This window comes from Streptosporangium sp. H16 (assembly GCF_051918855.1).
Classification (GTDB): Bacteria; Actinomycetota; Actinomycetes; order Streptosporangiales; family Streptosporangiaceae; genus Streptosporangium.
Window position 1 is genome coordinate 1 of record NZ_JBPXMD010000050.1, and the last position, 14,746, is coordinate 14,746.

14 protein-coding genes are annotated in these 14,746 nt (G+C 70.5%); 8 read left to right on the forward strand and 6 right to left on the reverse strand.

Annotated elements, in window-relative coordinates; all coding sequences use genetic code 11:
* Positions 1–614: 614 nt before the first annotated feature.
* Positions 615–1,610: a LacI family DNA-binding transcriptional regulator gene (locus tag ACTOQ2_RS40400; RefSeq protein ID WP_440106782.1), complete on the reverse strand. Its 996-nt coding sequence runs from the start codon at positions 1,608–1,610 to the stop codon at positions 615–617.
* A gap of 208 nt (positions 1,611–1,818) precedes the next feature.
* Between ACTOQ2_RS40400 and ACTOQ2_RS40405 the strand changes: the two genes are divergently transcribed.
* Positions 1,819–2,589 carry an SDR family NAD(P)-dependent oxidoreductase gene (locus ACTOQ2_RS40405; RefSeq protein WP_440106784.1) on the forward strand — a complete coding sequence of 257 codons (771 nt, stop codon included), beginning with the start codon at positions 1,819–1,821 and terminating at the stop codon, positions 2,587–2,589.
* Positions 2,590–2,630: 41 nt separating this feature from the next.
* Positions 2,631–2,963: a hypothetical protein gene (locus ACTOQ2_RS40410; protein WP_440106786.1), complete on the forward strand. Its 333-nt coding sequence runs from the start codon at positions 2,631–2,633 to the stop codon at positions 2,961–2,963.
* Positions 2,964–3,109: 146 nt separating this feature from the next.
* On the opposite strand, the gene ACTOQ2_RS40415 is transcribed toward ACTOQ2_RS40410, so the two are convergent.
* The 5 genes from ACTOQ2_RS40415 to ACTOQ2_RS40435 form a co-directional block, all read right to left on the reverse strand.
* Positions 3,110–4,675, reverse strand: a complete 1,566-nt coding sequence (locus ACTOQ2_RS40415) for a glycoside hydrolase family 13 protein (RefSeq protein WP_440106788.1) — start codon at positions 4,673–4,675, stop codon at positions 3,110–3,112.
* A gap of 40 nt (positions 4,676–4,715) precedes the next feature.
* A complete protein-coding gene (locus ACTOQ2_RS40420) occupies positions 4,716–5,696 on the reverse strand; it encodes a carbohydrate ABC transporter permease (protein ID WP_440106790.1) in 981 nt (326 codons plus the stop codon).
* Between the two features lie 16 nt (positions 5,697–5,712).
* Positions 5,713–6,630 carry a carbohydrate ABC transporter permease gene (locus ACTOQ2_RS40425; RefSeq protein WP_440066576.1) on the reverse strand — a complete coding sequence of 306 codons (918 nt, stop codon included), beginning with the start codon at positions 6,628–6,630 and terminating at the stop codon, positions 5,713–5,715.
* 71 nt (positions 6,631–6,701) lie between these two features.
* On the reverse strand, positions 6,702–8,075 hold the full coding sequence (locus ACTOQ2_RS40430) for an ABC transporter substrate-binding protein (protein WP_440106792.1): 1,374 nt from the start codon (positions 8,073–8,075) through the stop codon (positions 6,702–6,704).
* Between the two features lie 306 nt (positions 8,076–8,381).
* Entirely contained in the window at positions 8,382–9,464 is a 1,083-nt protein-coding gene (locus ACTOQ2_RS40435; RefSeq protein WP_440106794.1) for a LacI family DNA-binding transcriptional regulator, read from the reverse strand.
* 500 nt (positions 9,465–9,964) lie between these two features.
* On the opposite strand from ACTOQ2_RS40435, the gene ACTOQ2_RS40440 reads away from it, so the two are divergent.
* The 6 genes from ACTOQ2_RS40440 to ACTOQ2_RS40465 all read left to right on the forward strand — a co-directional run bounded on the left by ACTOQ2_RS40440 (position 9,965) and on the right by ACTOQ2_RS40465 (position 14,611).
* Entirely contained in the window at positions 9,965–10,432 is a 468-nt protein-coding gene (locus tag ACTOQ2_RS40440) for a hypothetical protein (protein ID WP_440106796.1), read from the forward strand.
* The gene (locus ACTOQ2_RS40445; RefSeq protein ID WP_440106798.1) at positions 10,429–11,970 is read left to right on the forward strand and encodes a multicopper oxidase family protein; all 1,542 of its coding nucleotides are present in this window, start codon (positions 10,429–10,431) and stop codon (positions 11,968–11,970) included. The genes ACTOQ2_RS40440 and ACTOQ2_RS40445 overlap by 4 nt, the downstream gene beginning before the upstream one ends.
* 111 nt (positions 11,971–12,081) lie before the next feature.
* Entirely contained in the window at positions 12,082–12,243 is a 162-nt protein-coding gene (locus ACTOQ2_RS40450; protein ID WP_440106800.1) for a hypothetical protein, read from the forward strand.
* Entirely contained in the window at positions 12,240–12,647 is a 408-nt protein-coding gene (locus ACTOQ2_RS40455; protein ID WP_440106802.1) for a hypothetical protein, read from the forward strand. The genes ACTOQ2_RS40450 and ACTOQ2_RS40455 overlap by 4 nt, the downstream gene beginning before the upstream one ends.
* Positions 12,648–12,836: 189 nt before the next feature.
* Entirely contained in the window at positions 12,837–14,210 is a 1,374-nt protein-coding gene (locus ACTOQ2_RS40460; RefSeq protein ID WP_440106805.1) for an FAD-dependent oxidoreductase, read from the forward strand.
* A 113-nt stretch (positions 14,211–14,323) separates the two neighbouring features.
* Complete coding sequence (locus ACTOQ2_RS40465) at positions 14,324–14,611, forward strand: Fe-S cluster assembly protein HesB (RefSeq protein WP_440066564.1); 288 nt, start codon at positions 14,324–14,326, stop codon at positions 14,609–14,611.
* Positions 14,612–14,746 lie beyond the last annotated feature (135 nt).

A 14,746-nucleotide genomic window follows, 5' to 3' on the forward strand; every position in this document is an offset into this window, starting at 1 on the left:
GGGCAAACGCCCGGAATGCAAGCCCTGCCTGATTCTTGACAGGCATTCCTCACTTCGTGTCTACTCTGCCGCACCACTCACAGCCAAGCCCGCCGGGCAGAGGACACGTCTTAATGAACTTATGTGAGCGCTAACAAAGACACTCGACTCGAGCGTCCCGCCCCAGACGCTCTGTCCAGCCCATTTGACGTAGGAATGTGAGCGTTACCGTCACCAGCTCTCCTCGCACAGGACATCCTGAAGGACTCACGCGGATCAGCCGCCATCGATGCCGGGACGCCGATGAGGTGGGCTCGGTGCTCGCGTAGATCTCGTACAACTCCCAGCGCCAACCCACACCTTCCGACTTCACCGGCGCTGCCGTCTCATCACTCCTGCGACAAAAGATTCACAGAGAGTGAAGTTGCTTCGGTGTGTGGTGATCAATCCGGCAAACAAAAGAAGATGCAGGTCGCAGGCAGCGAGCGTGCAGGTCGAGGAGGGGCCAGCGCCCTCAACTCAAGAACTGTTGCTTACCCAGGATGCGCAGCATCGGCCGGCTCGGAACGAGACCGCACGCCAGAAAATAATCTTGAGGGTGTGGCGGGCCCTCCGGCGGCCGGACGGGGCCCGGGTCAGCTCGTGCCGCGCGGGACCAGCCGCAGCCGCAGCGCCACCTCGCGGGCGGTCCCGGGCCGGTCGAGCCGCTGGAGGAGCAGTTCCATCGCGGCGTGCCCGGACTCCTCCAGGGGCTGGCGCACGGTGGTGAGATCAAGGGCGTCGGCCAGGTCGCTGTCGTCGAAGCCGACCACCGCCAGGTCGCCGGGGACGGCGAGGCCGAGGTCGTGGGCGGCCCCCAGAATTCCGGCCGCGAGGGTGTCGTCGGCGGCGAAGACCGCGGACGGGCGGTCCGGTGCCGACAACAGCCTTCCGGCGGCGGCGCGGGCCGGCGCGACGCCGTGCGCGGTCAGCAGCACGTCGCCGTCGGCGAGGGTGTAGCCGGCTTCGGCCAGGGCCGAGCGGTAGCCCGCCAGCCGTCGCTGGGACGGCGAGACGTACAGCCCGGATCTCTGCGCCTCACCGAGGAAGCCGAATCGGCGGTGACCACGGCTGATCAGATGCTCGGCGGCGAGCCGGCCGCCGGTGGCGTCGTCGGTGTGCACGGAGTCGAAGCGGGGATGGCGGACGTCCACCAGGACCGTGGGTAGCCGCAGGTCGGTCAGGCGGCCGGCCACCGCCTCCTCCAGGGAGAGGCTGACGACGATGAGCCCGTCCAGGCGGCCGGTGATGGGCAGGCTGGCGAGTAACGGCGAGGAGCTCTGCGCGGCCGACTCCTGGTCGAACACGACGACCTCCAGGGGCCGGTGGCCGACGGCTCGCAGGATGCCGTTCAGGCGCCGGGCGACGGACGGGTACGAGGTGAACGGCGCGATGACGCCGACGCGCCCCACGCCGCGCCGCGCCTTGGCGACCGCGTCCTGCTTGGGGACGAAGCCGAGCGCGTCCGCCGCCGCGAGGACCTTGCGCCTGGTCGCCTGGCTGACCCGGGCCGGGGAGTTGAGGGCCAGCGACACGGTGGAGATGCTGACGCCCGCCGCGGCGGCGACGTCGTAGATGGTCGTCCGTGTCACCGTGCGACCCTCCTTCCGGAAACGCGCTCTCACCGCCGGCAGGAATCGTATCAAGCGCCCGAAGGAATCGAAGTGCTTCGATAGAAGTAATTGACATCTTCGCGGACGATCACGTCTCATGGGGAGGAGACAGCCGTGCGTCCGGGCGGGAGAGGAACACCGGCCCGCGTCGCGGCGGGCGGGAGCGCGCCGACGGGAGGGCAAGAGCATGAGCCGTTCGTACGTGGTGACGGGAGGCGGTCGTGGCATCGGCAGGGCGGTGGTCGAGCGCCTGCTCGGCGACGGCGGCGCCGTCGTCGCCGTCGAGCGCGACCCGGCGGCCCTGACCTGGCTGGACGGCCATCCCGCCGGCGCGCGCCTGGCCGGTGTCGCCGGTGACGCCGCCGACGAGACCGTGGCGGAGCGGGCCGCCGAGCTCGCGCGGGCCGCGGGCCCCCTCGCCGGCTGGGTCAACAACGCCGCCGTGTTCCGGGACGCCTCTCTCCACTCCGCCACGACCGGACAGGTGCTGAATCTCATCGCGGCCAACCTGAACGCCGCCGTCGTCGGGTGCGCGACCGCGGTCCGCCGCTTTCTCGCGGCGGGAACCCCGGGCGCGATCGTCAACGTCTCCTCGCACCAGGCGCGGCAGGCGGTCCCCGGCTGCCTGCCGTACGTCACCGCCAAGGCGGCCGTCGAGGGGATGACCCGTGCGCTCGCGGTCGAGTACGGCCCGCACGGCATCCGCGTCAACGCCGTGGCGCCGGGCTCGGTGGACACCGAGCGCTACGCGGAGTTCCTCGGCGCCCAGGGGCCTGCCGGCGCGGCCCGTGTCGAGCGGGAGATGGCGCTGTCGCACCCGCTGGGCAGGGTGGCGCGGTCCCAGGAGGTCGCGGCCGTGATCGCCCACCTGCTCTCCGACGACGCCGGCTTCGTCACCGGCGCGACCGTACCCGTCGACGGCGGGCGGTCGGTGCTCGCACGCGATCCCGAGTCATAGGAGGTCACAGCAACGACAGGGTCCGGGCGGCGACCCCGGCCATGCCCAGACGCTCGGCCCTCGCCCTCCTTGCCGAGCTGCTTCCGCTCGGCTCGGAGCGTTATCCGGCACACCGGGAGGTTTTCTCCCGCCTGCGCGACAACCATCGCGTGCTGCCCTGCTCGGCGCTGTTCAGGTTCAATCTCACGCGGCTGATGACCGGCGTCGTGAACAGGCTCGGCCCCACGGCCGTCTTCCGTTTCCGGCGCCCTCTCCAGGACGTGGACGACCTCAGCGGCGTGCCGGTGGCCACGGCACGCACCTACGGCAACCTGATGATCTGGGACGGCGAACGCGGCGCCAAGGTGTTCGACCTCACCGAGATCCCCCTGTGAGGCCCCGCGAGGAGCGGTGAGGGCGGGGCACCACCTCGCGGGTGGCCGGCGCCGCCTGACCGGCCGGACGGGATCCGGCCGGTCAGGGGCGCCCGGGGCCGCCGGGACGCCGGCGGCCCCGAGTCGGGAGTCCCGGGGGTGCGGGGTCAGGCCGTACGGAGCCAGACGGCGGTGTCGGAGGGGAGCAGGTTCCCCTCCAGCGGGCCGCTGGCCAGCAGGACCGACTCGTGCTCGGGCAGGGAGGCCGGCTCCTGGCCGAGGTTGACCACGCAGACCAGGCCGGACTCCCGGCGGAAGGCCAGCACCCCGTCCTGCGCGTCCAGCCAGGTCAGCGTGCCGTCACCGAGCAGCTCGCGGCGCAGGTGCAGCCCGGTGCGGTAGAGGGTGAACATGGACGTGGGGTTGGCGGCCTGCGCCTCGGCCGTCAGCGCCTTCCACTCCAGCGGCTGCGGCAGCCACGTCGGCCCGGCGCCGAACCCGAACGGCGGCTCGTCACCCGACCACGGCAGCGGCACCCGGCAGCCGTCGCGGCCGCGGTCGGTGCGGCCCGAGCGGATCCAGATCGGGTCCTGGCGCAGGTCGTCGGGGATGTCCTCGACCTCCGGCAGCCCCAGCTCCTCGCCCTGGTAGACGTAGAGGCCGCCGGGCAGCGCCATCGCCAGCAGCGCGGCCGCGCGCGCCCTGCGCTCGCCCAGCGCCGGGTCGGAGGGCATGCCGTGCTTGCGGTCGGCGTGGCTGAAGGAGGTGTCGGCCCTGCCGTACTTGGTCACCGGGCGGGTCACGTCGTGGTTGGACAGCACCCAGGTGGGGGGCGCGCCCAGCGGGGTGTGCGTGGCCAGGGTCAGGTCGATCGACCCGCGCAGCGCGGCCGCGTCCCAGGTGCACGCCAGGAAGTCGAAGTTGAACGCGGTGTGCATCTCGTCGGGGCGCAGGTACTGGGCGAACCGCTCCTGGTCGGGCAGCCACACCTCGCCGATCAGGATCCTGTCCTCGTACTCCTCGGCCACCCTGCGCCAGCCGCGGTAGATCTCGTGGACGCCGTCGAGGTCGGTGTAGGCCTCCTCGCCTCCCAGGCTGTCCATGTCCTTGACCAGCAGGGCGGCCGAGTCGATCCGGATGCCGTCCACGCCCCGGTCGAACCAGAACCGCAGCACGTCGTGGAACTCCTCGACGACCTCCGGGTTGTCCCAGTTGAAGTCGGGCTGCTCGGGGGCGAACAGGTGCAGGTACCACTCGCCGTCGGCGATCCGGGTCCACGCCGGGCCACCGAAGATCGACTGCCAGTCGTTGGGCGGCAGCTCGCCGCTCTCCCCCCGGCCCGCGCGGAAGTGGAAGCGCTCCCGCTCGGCGGAGCCCGGCCCGGCCTCCAGCGCCTGCAGGAACCACTTCTGCCGGTGGGAGCCGTGGTTGGGGACGATGTCGGTGATCGTCTTGATGCCCAGGGCATGCGCCTCGGCGATGAACTCCTCCGCCTCGGCGAGCGTGCCGAACGATGGCTCGATGTCACGGTAATCGGCCACGTCGTACCCACCGTCGGCCATCGGCGACGGGTACCAGGGGTTGAGCCAGATCGCGCCGACGCCCAGGTCGGAGAGGTACGGCAGGCGCGCGCGGAGTCCCGCGAGGTCGCCGATGCCGTCGCCGTTGCCGTCGGCGAAGCTCCGGAGATAGACCTGGTAGATCGCGGCTCCCCGCCACCACGTTTCGGACATGCTGGAACAACTCCTTAGTAGTTGTGGGTGGGTGACGAGGTCAGCCCTTGAGGCTGCCGGCGGTGAGGCCGGCCATGATGCTGCGCTGGAAGACGAAAAAGACGATCATCGTCGGGATGCTCGCGATCACCAGCGAGGCGATCAGCACGTTCTGCGGCATCTGCGCCGAGAGCGAGGCGATGCCCACGCTGATCGTCATCTTCTCCCCGTCCGGCAGCACCAGCAGCGGCCAGACGAAATCCTTCCAGACGTTGACCACGGAGAGGATGGACACCACTCCGAGGATCGGCCGGGAGACGGGCAGCACGATCGACCAGAGGATACGCGCCGGAGAGGCGCCGTCGATCTGGGCGGCCTCCAGCAGTTCCCTGGGGATCGAGTCGAAGAAGCGCTTGAGCAGGAAGATGAAGAACCCGTTGGCCGCGGCGGGAAGCCAAATCACCCACGGGGTGTTCAGCAGGTCCCAGCCGAAGATCGGCATGTCCTTGACCGTCAGGTAGGCGGGCAGCAGGATGACCATCGGCGGGATCATGAGCGTGGCCAGCATCATGCCCAGGACCAGGTTGCCCAGCACGGGCCGCAGCTTCGACAGCGCGTAGGCGGCCGAGACGTCGACGGCGAGCGTGAACAGCCAGGCGCCGCCGGCGTAGACGACGGTGTTGGTGAGGAACAGCCCCAGGTCCAGCTGGTCCCACGCCTCGGCGTACACCCCGAAGTCGAACGACGTCGGGAAGAAGCTCGGCGGGATCTGGGCGAGCTCCTCGGGGGTCTTGAGCGCGCCGGTGACCATCCAGTAGAGAGGGAACACGAACACGGCGGTGAACAGGAGCACCACGAAGGTCAGCACGGCGCGGTAGATCCACCGCCCGTGCGGGGTGGTGAGGGTGTGCGGGGAGACCAGGCTCCGGAACTCCCTGGCCGGCTCCTTGGGTTTGCGCGGCCGCCGTGCCCTCTTGCCGGAGTCCCGCTCCGGCGGCGGGGCGGGAGCCGGGCGGCTTGGTTGAACGGTGAGGTTCGACATCGGCTCAGCTGCCTCCTTAGCTCTGGTTGTCCCGCGACAGGCGCAGGTAGAAGGCGGAGAACACCATCAGCACGACCATGAGCATCAGCCCGAGCGCGCCTCCGGCGCCGAAGTCGCCGAAGTTGAAGGCGTACTGGTACATGAGGTAGGCGACGGTGAGCGTCGCGTTCTCCGGGCCGCCGCCGGTGAGCAGGTACGGCTCGATGAAGACCTGCATGGTCGCCACGATCTGCAGCAGCAGCATCACCAGCAGGATGAGCCTGGTCTGCGGGATCGTCACGTGCCAGACCCGCTTGAAGAGCCCGGCGCCGTCCAGCTCCGCGGCCTCGTACAGCTCGCCGGGGATGCTCTGCAGCGCGGCGAGGTAGATCAGCGTGCCGGTTCCCAGGTTCATCCAGGTGGAGACGATGACGAGGGAGATCAGCGCGGTGTCGGTGGAGTCGAGCCAGCTCAGGGCCGGCAGGTGCGCCAGGTCCAGGATCTGGTTGAACAGGCCGGCGCCCGGGTCGTAGAACCACTTGAACAGCAGCACCCCGACGGCGGGCGGCAGCATCACCGGGAGGTAGACGATGAACCGCAGGTAGGCCCGCGCGTGCCGCAGCTCGTTCAGGACGATCGCCGCCACGAACGGGACGACGTAGCCGAACACGAGCGCCAGGCCGGTGAAGGCGATGGTGTTGATCCACGCCTGGGCGAACGCCGAGTCCTCCGTCACGGTACGGAAGTTGTCCAGGCCGACCCAGGTGGGGTCGTCGACGAAGTTCGTCTGCTGGAAGCTGAGCAGGACCTCCCTCACCATGGGGTACCAGGAGAAGAAGGCGAAACAGATCAGCGCCGCGCACAGGAACCCGTAGGCGGTCAGGTTGCGTCGCAGCCCTCGCCGGAACGCTCCCGGCTTTCGCCGCCGTGGACCTTTCACGGTCAAAGTGGTCATCGGTTGACTCCCGATATCAACATGAGTGTCGGGGTGCCGGCCGACGGGCCGGCACCCCGGGTGTCAGAAGGTCAGCTCGACTTCGCCAGCACCTTGTTCGCCTTGGCCTCGGCGTCGGCGAGGAGCTTGTCGATGTCGGCGTCCTGCCTGGTCAGCACCGCCGACATGGCCACGTCGAGGATCGCGTAGAGCTCCTGCGACTTCGGCGGCTCAAGCTTGTTCTGGATGGCCGCGGAACCCTCCACGAAGGGGGCGAAGTTCTCCACCGGCACGGTGGCGTTCGCCTTGCGCAGCTCGACGATCTCCTTGCCCGGCGCGGTGTCGCCGTACAGGTCGGGGATCGGCAGGCCGACGGGGCGGCCCTGCTGCTTGCTGCGCGCGTAGTTGAACTGGCCCTGGCCGGGGGTCAGCTCGTGGAACTCCAGCCACAGCATGGCGGCCTTGATCTTCTCGGGCGTGGCCTTGGGGTTGATCATGTAGCCGTCGCCGCCGCTGAGCGAGGCCTTGGCCTCGGGCAGGGCGGTGACCCCGTAATCCTCGAACTTGCCCTTGAAGTCGTTGTTGACGGCCTGGACGACGTCGGGGGCGCCGATCATCATGCCGAGCTTGCCGCCGCCCATCATGCGCATCAGGTCCTCCCACTGGAGGAGCTGCTTGGCGCCCATGCTGTTGTCGGTCCAGCGCATGGTTTTGAGGTTCTCCAGGACGGCCTTGCCCTCGGGGCTGTTGAAGGCCGCGGACCTGCCGTCGGGGGTGACCATCTCGCCGCCGCGCCCGTAGAGGGAGGCGGCGAAGTGCCAGCCGCCGGTGTTGCCGGCGCTGTACTCGCCGAAACCGACGTGTCCGGGGCCGAGGGCGCTGATCTTCTTGGCGGCCGCCTGCACCTCGGCCCAGGTCTTGGGCGGTGCGGCGGGGTCGAGACCGGCCTGGGTGAAGAGCTTGCGGTTGTAGACCAGGCCCATGGAGTAGTTGTTCCTGGGCAGGCCGTAGAGCTTCTCACCTTCCTTGAAGGTGGCCAGGACGTCGGGCCGGATGTCGTTCAGCAATTTGATGCCGCCGACGTACGGGGTGATGTCGGCGGCCTGGCCCGCGGCGATGATCTTCTTGATATCGGTGAAGTAAACGTAGAAGACGTCCTCCATCGAGCCACCGGCCAGCTTCGCCTGGAAGGTGTCCGGATTGATGCAGGGGAAGGCGTCCTTGCTGTCGATCGTGATGTGCGGGTGCAGCTTCTTGAACGCTGCCACGTCCTCGTCCCAGGCGGTCCGCTCCAGCGGGTTGCTCTTCGGCGGCTGACAGCCGACGGAGATCGTGACCGGAGCCTCGGCCCCGGCGGCACTCGGCTTGGTCTCCGCGGCCTGTGATCCGCTGTCGTCGTTGCCGCACCCGGCGGCGGTGAGCGCGATGGCTGCGGCGAGCAGCATCGAGAGCTTGGGGGATTTCATCCGAGGCACTCCTTGGCGGGTCGGTTGCGAGAAACATATAGAGGCGTGCAGGAACTAGCAAGAGCCCGTCAATTCAGATGCAAAAAAGTGACAGTGATCCATCGGCCGTCTCCCGGTAACACCCCCGCCGCGCGCGAGAACCCCGCCTCACCTGGGGCTACACACACATGACATGGAGTGGAGTCATCCACTTGCGGGAAGATGCTTGACGACGTCATTTTCCTGTCGAAATTTTTAGAGACAGCTGCCAGGAAGGTGGCTGGAGGAGCCGGCGACGGGCGCGGCCCGGCGACGGTTCGGGAACGGTCAGGCCGGTACGGCCCTGGGCGCCGCCGGCGCGGTGGAGGCGCGGACCACGAGTTCGGGGTCGAACAGCAGCTCGCCCCCCGGCAGGGCGGCGGCGTCGATCTGGGCGACCAGCAGGTCCACGGCCGCGCGGCCCATCGCCTCGATCGGCTGGCGCACCGTGGTCAGCGGCGGGTCGGTCCGGTTCATCATGGCCGAGTCGTCGTACCCGATCACCGAGACGTCGCGCGGCACCGCCAGCCCCTCGCGCCGGACGGCGCGCACCGCGCCGAGCGCGAGCAGGTCGCTACCGCAGATCAGGCCGGTGACCCCGCGCCGCACCAGCCGGGTGGCGGCGGCCTGGCCGCCCTCCATCGAGAACATGGCGTGCTCGACGAAGCGGGCGCCGAAGTCCATGCCGTGCGCCCGCGCGTAGGCGGCGAAGGTCTCCAGCTTGCGGCGCGACGGCATGTGGTCGGCGGGCCCGAGGAGCATCCCGACGCGCTCGTGTCCGAGGGCGCGCAGGTGTCCGGCCGCCATCTCGGCGGCGGCGACGTCGTCGCAGGAGACCTGGGAGAAACCGAGGTGCCCGGCCGAGGCGTTCACCAGGACGGCGGGCAGGCGCCGCTCCAAGATGCGCGCGTAGTGGTCGTGGGAGGCGTCCCCGTCGGCGTACGCGCCTCCGGCGAAGACCACGCCCGAGACGTGCTGCGCCAGCATCAGGTCGACGTAGTCGGCCTCCTGCAGCCCGCCCGAGGTGCGCGTGCACAGCACGGAGGTGAACCCCTGCTGGGCGAGCGCCCCGCCGACGACCTCGGCGAACGCAGGGAAGACCGGGTTGTGCAGGTCGGGGAAGACCAGGCCGATCAGGCGGGCGCGGTCACGGTGCAGCCGGGTCGGGCGCTCGTAGCCGAGGGCGTCGAGCGCCGTCAGCACGGCGTCCCTGGTCGACTCGGAGACGCCGCGCCTGCCGTTGAGCACGCGGCTGACCGTCGCCTCGCTCATCCCGACCCTCTTGGCCACCTCAGCAAGCCTCCGCGTCATACCCGCAAGCATACGACGGCTTTCGCAAGCGTTTACATACACTTTGCGGATCGGCGTCATACCGGCTCGCGGGAATGACGCGTCATGACAGTCCGAGATGCGGGCTTCATGCCCCAATGGAGTCGATTGCCGGACCTTAACTCGCTGTTCGCGCGGCCTCGCCGGGCAGCTCCACCTGCACACGGAGCCGGAGGGGTCCGCTCGGCGTCACATCCACGACAGCAGGGGACACATGACAATCTCTTCTTTGCTACAGAAGGATGAAATATTGCGGCTATCTGTTCGTCATCCTATGATTTTTGTACCATCTGATACCGCTCTTCTGCCGAGACGGCGGCATCGCCACACGGCCACCGGCGGACGAAGGGGTGACCCGGCCAGGCGGCCGGGTGCGTGCGGACGTCAGGCGGGCCGCACGGCACCCGTACTCCCCCGGTCGTACGCCCGGGGGCGACCGGCCCCGTGTACACCACGAGAAGTACGGCGGAGCGCTTCGCCGGGGTGACGACGCCCGCGCCCCGGACCGGGAGCCTGGACACCGAAATCCGACGGAGGTGTCCATGAGTTCCCCACCCGCTCCGACCGGCCGGGCCCGCGTGCCCGTCCCCGCCGGTCCGGCCCGCGTGCCCGCCCGGACCGATCCGGCCCGCGTGCCCGCCTGGATCGTCTGGTCCCTGCGGGTCACCGCCACCCTGCACCTGGTCACCGTGCTCGGCCAGGCGGTCATCGCCGGCATGTTCGTCACCGGGAAGGTGGACCTGCTGGCCCATCACAACCTCGGCGCCATGCTGACCACGGCGCTGGTGGGCCTGCAGCTCATCGCCGCGATCACGCTGTGGCGGCCGGGCCGCGGCCCGCTGTGGCCGCTCGGGGTGAGCGTCCTGCAACTGGTGCTGGTGAACGCCCAGATCGTGCTGGGCCAGGAGCGCATGGTCGCCGCGCACATCCCGCTGGCGATGATCATCTTCGGCCTGGCCGTGTGGATGACCGCCTGGACGTGGCGGGGGCAGCGGAGGGCGGCCGCGTGATCTCCAGAAGGCGTTTCCTGGGCGGCGCGCTCGGCGTGACGGGCCTGGCCGCGGCCGGATGCGGCGCGGTCTCGGCCGAGACCGCGGGCCAGGTCCTGTCCAGCGCGCTGCCGCTGCCCAGGCCGTTCACCGTCCCGCTGCCGATCCCCGCCGTGGCGCGCCCCGCGCGGCCGGGACACTACGAGGTGGTCCAGCGTCCCGCGAAGGTGGAGATCATCCCGGGGACGACGACCGAGGTCTGGGGGTTCGACGGCACCTTCCCCGGACCGACCTTCCAGGTGCGGCGCGCGAGCCCCGTCACGGTCCGGGTCCGCAACGAGCTGCCCGTGCCGACCTCCACGCACCTGCACGGCGGGGTGACCCCGGCCGGCTCCGACGGCTATCCCACCGACCTGGTGGTGGCCGAGGGCCGCGGCTTCCGGCCTCCGCCCGGCGGCCACTCCCACCACGGCATGCGCGTGGATCCGTCGCAGTGGACGCTGCACGCCGGGGCCAGGGACTACGCGTACCCGCTGGACCAGCGGGCCGCCACGCTCTGGTACCACGACCACCGGATGGACTTCACCGCCCCGCAGGTCTGGCGGGGGCTGGCCGGATTCATGATCGTCGGGGACGACGAGGACGACGCGCTGCCGCTGCCCAGGGGCGAGCGGGACGTCCCGCTGATGATCTGCGACCGCGCGTTCGAGGAGGACGGCTCGTTCCGCTACCCGGCGACCGATCCCAGCCTGCTGGTGAGCGCCGGGGTCGAGGCCGCCTACATGGAGGGCGTCGAGGGTGACGTGATCCTGGTCAACGGCGCCCCCTGGCCGGTGCTGGAGGTCTCAGCCACCCGCTACCGGCTGCGGCTGCTCAACGCCTCCAACGCCCGCCGCTACCGGCTGGAGCTCACCCCCGGCGGCAGGTTCGTCCAGGTCGGCAGCGACGCCGGGCTGCTGGCCGCCCCCGTCGCGCACGAGGCGATCACGATGGCCCCCGCCGAGCGGTTCGACGTGGTCGTCGACTTCTCCGCCTACCCGGTCGGCACCGAGGTGACGATGGTCAACACCCTCGGCACCGGCCCGGCGCGCGACGTGATGCGCTTCCGCGTCGCGCGCCGGGCCCGGGAGGACAGCGCGGTGCCGGGACGCCTGGCGGCGGTCGAACCGGCCGTCAGGTCGTCGGCGGCCGCCTCGCGGCTCTTCGACTTCCGCAGGACCGGGCAGGGCCCGGACGCCGCCTGGACGATCAACGGGCTGCCGTTCCGGCCCGGCAGCCCGCTGGCCCGCCCCCGGCTCGGCACCACCGAGGTCTGGCGCCTCACCAGCGACTTCCACCACCCCGTGCACGTGCACCTGGCCCACTTCCAGGTGCTGTCACGCAACGGCCGGGTCCCGGCGGCCACGGACGGCGGCTGGAAGGACACCGTCGACGTCCGCCCGTACGAGGTGGTGGAGGTCCTGGTGCGCTTCGAGGGCTTCCGGGGGCGCTACATGATGCACTGCCACAACCTCGAACACGAGGACATGGCGATGATGGCCGACTTCGAGGTGGTCTAGACGAGTAGGCCTGGTCAGCGGTCGCGGGCGATCGGTTCACCCCCAGGGCTCACTCGCCTTGATCACTCGGTTCGCCCGTGACCGAGAGCGATCGGAGAGTACTCTCAGGGCATGGACGCCGAACAGGAGCAGATCGTCTACACCGACGAGCAGCGCGAGCGTGACCTTGCCCGGCTGCGGGAGATCATCGGCGGAGAGCCCGATCCGGAGATGCTCCAGCTCGCCCGCCGGCGCGACGCGGAGTTTGCCGCCCGCCGCAGCCACGCCGCGTGATCGGACGCGTTCTCGACACGAGCGCCCTGCTGGCCTGGAGTCGCCGAACGTCGCCGTACGTCGACGCCACGGTGTGGTCGCGAGCCCAGCACAGCGGATACGTCGTCCCTGTCGTCACCTCCGCGCCGGCGCTCACCGCAGCGCTTGCTCAGCTCCCCCACCAGGACGTTCCGGTGCTGGACGCGCTCCTGGGGATGGAGATCAGCATCGTCGACGATCTCACGCCCGGCAGCGCGTCCGGCGTGGCGGCGATCCTCCAGACGGCCGGGCCGTACGCGGCCGAACAGCTCACCGCGGCCAGCATCGTGCACACCGCCCAGCGGCGCGGCCTCCCTGTCATCACGAGCAACCCGTTCCCGTTGCGGGCCCTCGCCGCTGACGTGGAGATCGACCTCATTCCGTAGAGGGCGCGGTCTCCGGGCGGACGGGAGCCGCTCGCATGTCCGGTGATCGGGTGTGCTCGATGCGGGGAAAGCGCTCCACCCGCCCGGCCGGAGGTTTGCCGGGAGCGCGGCGGCGTGGCGAAGTGGCCGTTTGGGAGCCTTTCGTCGAGGAAGCCGTACCATCGGCGGTCCACAGGGGAGATGGGAACGATGGCGGAACGACTGGTGGTGATCGGCGGCGACGCCGCGGGGATGAGCGCGGCCTCCCAGGCCAGGCGCCGGCGCGGGCCCGGCGATCTGCGGATCGTCGCCTTCGAGAAGGGTGCGCACGCCTCCTACTCGGCCTGCGGCATCCCCTACCTCGTGGGCGGGGAGGTCACCGACGTGGAGTCGCTGATCAGCCGGCGCCCGGAGGTGTTCCGCGACGAGATGGACATCGACCTGCGGCTGCGCAGCGAGGTCGTCGAGATCGACCTGGACCGGCGCGCGGTGGCCGTGCGCGACGAGCGGGGCGACCGGGGCTGGGAGCCGTTCGACCAACTCGTGGTCGCCACCGGCGCGGTGCCGGCCCGCCCCGACCTGCCAGGCGCCGATGCCGAGGGGGTGTACGGGGTGCAGACCCTGGACGACGGCATCGCGCTGCTGCGGGCCCTGGAGGACGAGCCGCGCAGGGCGGTGGTGGTCGGCGGCGGCTACATCGGCCTGGAGATGGCCGAGGCGATGGTACGGCGCGGGCTGGAGGTCTCTCTCGTCGACGCCGCCGAGCAGCCGATGGGCACGCTCGACCCCGACATGGGCGCCCTCGTCGCCGGCGCCCTGCGCGACCTGGGCGTGAAGGTGCACCTCGGCGAGCGCATCGAGGGCTTCGAGGAGTCCGGCGGGCGGGTCACGGCGGCCCGCACCGAGAACCGGACCCTGCCCGCGGACCTGGTCGTCCTGGGGCTGGGCACCCGGCCGAACAGCGCGCTGGCCGAGGCCACGGGCATCCCGGTCGGCGAGACCTCGGGGATCGTGACCGACCGGCGGATGCGGACCCCGGTGGAGGGCATCTGGGCCGCCGGTGACTGCGTCGAGACCTTCCACCGGGTCTCCCGGCGGCCGGTGGCGATCGCGCTCGGCACCCACGCCAACAAGCAGGGACGCGTCGTGGGCATCAACATCGGCGGCGGGCACGCCGCCTTCCCCGGCGTCGTGGGCACCGCGGTGTCCAAGATCTGCGAGTACGAGGTGGCGCGCACCGGCCTGACGACCGCGGCGGCGCGGGAGGCCGGGTTCGAGCCGGTCGGCGGGATCGTGGAGTCCACCACGCGCGCCGGATACTACCCCGGCGCCCGCGAGATGAAGATCAAGACGATCGCCGACCGGAGGACGGGCCGCCTGCTGGGCGCCCAGATCGTCGGCCAGGAGGGCGCGGCCAAGCGGATCGACGCCCTGGCCGTCGCCATCTGGCACGAGATGACGGTGGAGGAGATGTCGGGGCTCGACCTGTCGTACGCTCCCCCGTTCGCCCCCGTGTGGGACCCCGTCCTGATCGCCGCGCGCAAGGCGGCCGAGCACATCGACCGCCTCGACGGGAAGGCCTGACCGCTCGGTGGCTCACCGGCCCGTGGTCGCGGGAAAAACCGGGGAGATGGTTGGGCCGGATGAGAGCGGGCAAGGGCGAAGAATCGAAAGCCCGATCCCGACAAGGAGGAGCAATGCTCACATTGACGGACACGGCAGCCCAGGTAATCCGGGACCTCAGCTCGCAGGTGACAGACTCTCCGGATACCGGGGTTCGCATCTCATCCCAGAGCGACGGGACCGGATCGCTCGTGCTCTCGATCGCGGAACACCCCGAATCCGCCGACAGGGTGGTGGAGTCGGAAGGAGCACGGATCTTCCTCGACCCGCAGGTCGTGGACATGCTCGACGACAAGTCGCTGGACGCCGACGTCGACGAGGGGGGCGGCGTCGCGTTCCTCGTCACCGAACAGCATCACTGACCACTCCGGGCAGACCCGGCACGCGGGCCCCGGTCCCCTCGCGGGACCGGGGCCCGTGCGTGCTCTTCCCGGGGACCTCCACGCCTCTCCCAGGGAACCTCTCCGCGAGGTACGGGCGAGGTCAGGCCTTCGAGG

Bases quoted from the DNA above. Each gene is read 5' to 3' on its own strand.
- ACTOQ2_RS40425 (WP_440066576.1), bottom strand. From the start codon at position 6,630: ATGACCACTTTGACCGTGAAAGGTCCACGGCGGCGAAAGCCGGGAGCG.
- ACTOQ2_RS40420 (WP_440106790.1), bottom strand. From the start codon at position 5,696: ATGTCGAACCTCACCGTTCAACCAAGCCGCCCGGCTCCCGCCCCGCCG.
- ACTOQ2_RS40450 (WP_440106800.1), top strand. From the start codon at position 12,082: ATGGACGCCGAACAGGAGCAGATCGTCTACACCGACGAGCAGCGCGAG.
- ACTOQ2_RS40405 (WP_440106784.1), top strand. From the start codon at position 1,819: ATGAGCCGTTCGTACGTGGTGACGGGAGGCGGTCGTGGCATCGGCAGG.
- ACTOQ2_RS40435 (WP_440106794.1), bottom strand. From the start codon at position 9,464: ATGACGCCGATCCGCAAAGTGTATGTAAACGCTTGCGAAAGCCGTCGT.
- ACTOQ2_RS40460 (WP_440106805.1), top strand. From the start codon at position 12,837: ATGGCGGAACGACTGGTGGTGATCGGCGGCGACGCCGCGGGGATGAGC.
- ACTOQ2_RS40465 (WP_440066564.1), top strand. From the start codon at position 14,324: ATGCTCACATTGACGGACACGGCAGCCCAGGTAATCCGGGACCTCAGC.
- ACTOQ2_RS40410 (WP_440106786.1), top strand. From the start codon at position 2,631: ATGCCCAGACGCTCGGCCCTCGCCCTCCTTGCCGAGCTGCTTCCGCTC.
- ACTOQ2_RS40440 (WP_440106796.1), top strand. From the start codon at position 9,965: ATGAGTTCCCCACCCGCTCCGACCGGCCGGGCCCGCGTGCCCGTCCCC.
- ACTOQ2_RS40430 (WP_440106792.1), bottom strand. From the start codon at position 8,075: ATGAAATCCCCCAAGCTCTCGATGCTGCTCGCCGCAGCCATCGCGCTC.
- ACTOQ2_RS40415 (WP_440106788.1), bottom strand. From the start codon at position 4,675: ATGTCCGAAACGTGGTGGCGGGGAGCCGCGATCTACCAGGTCTATCTC.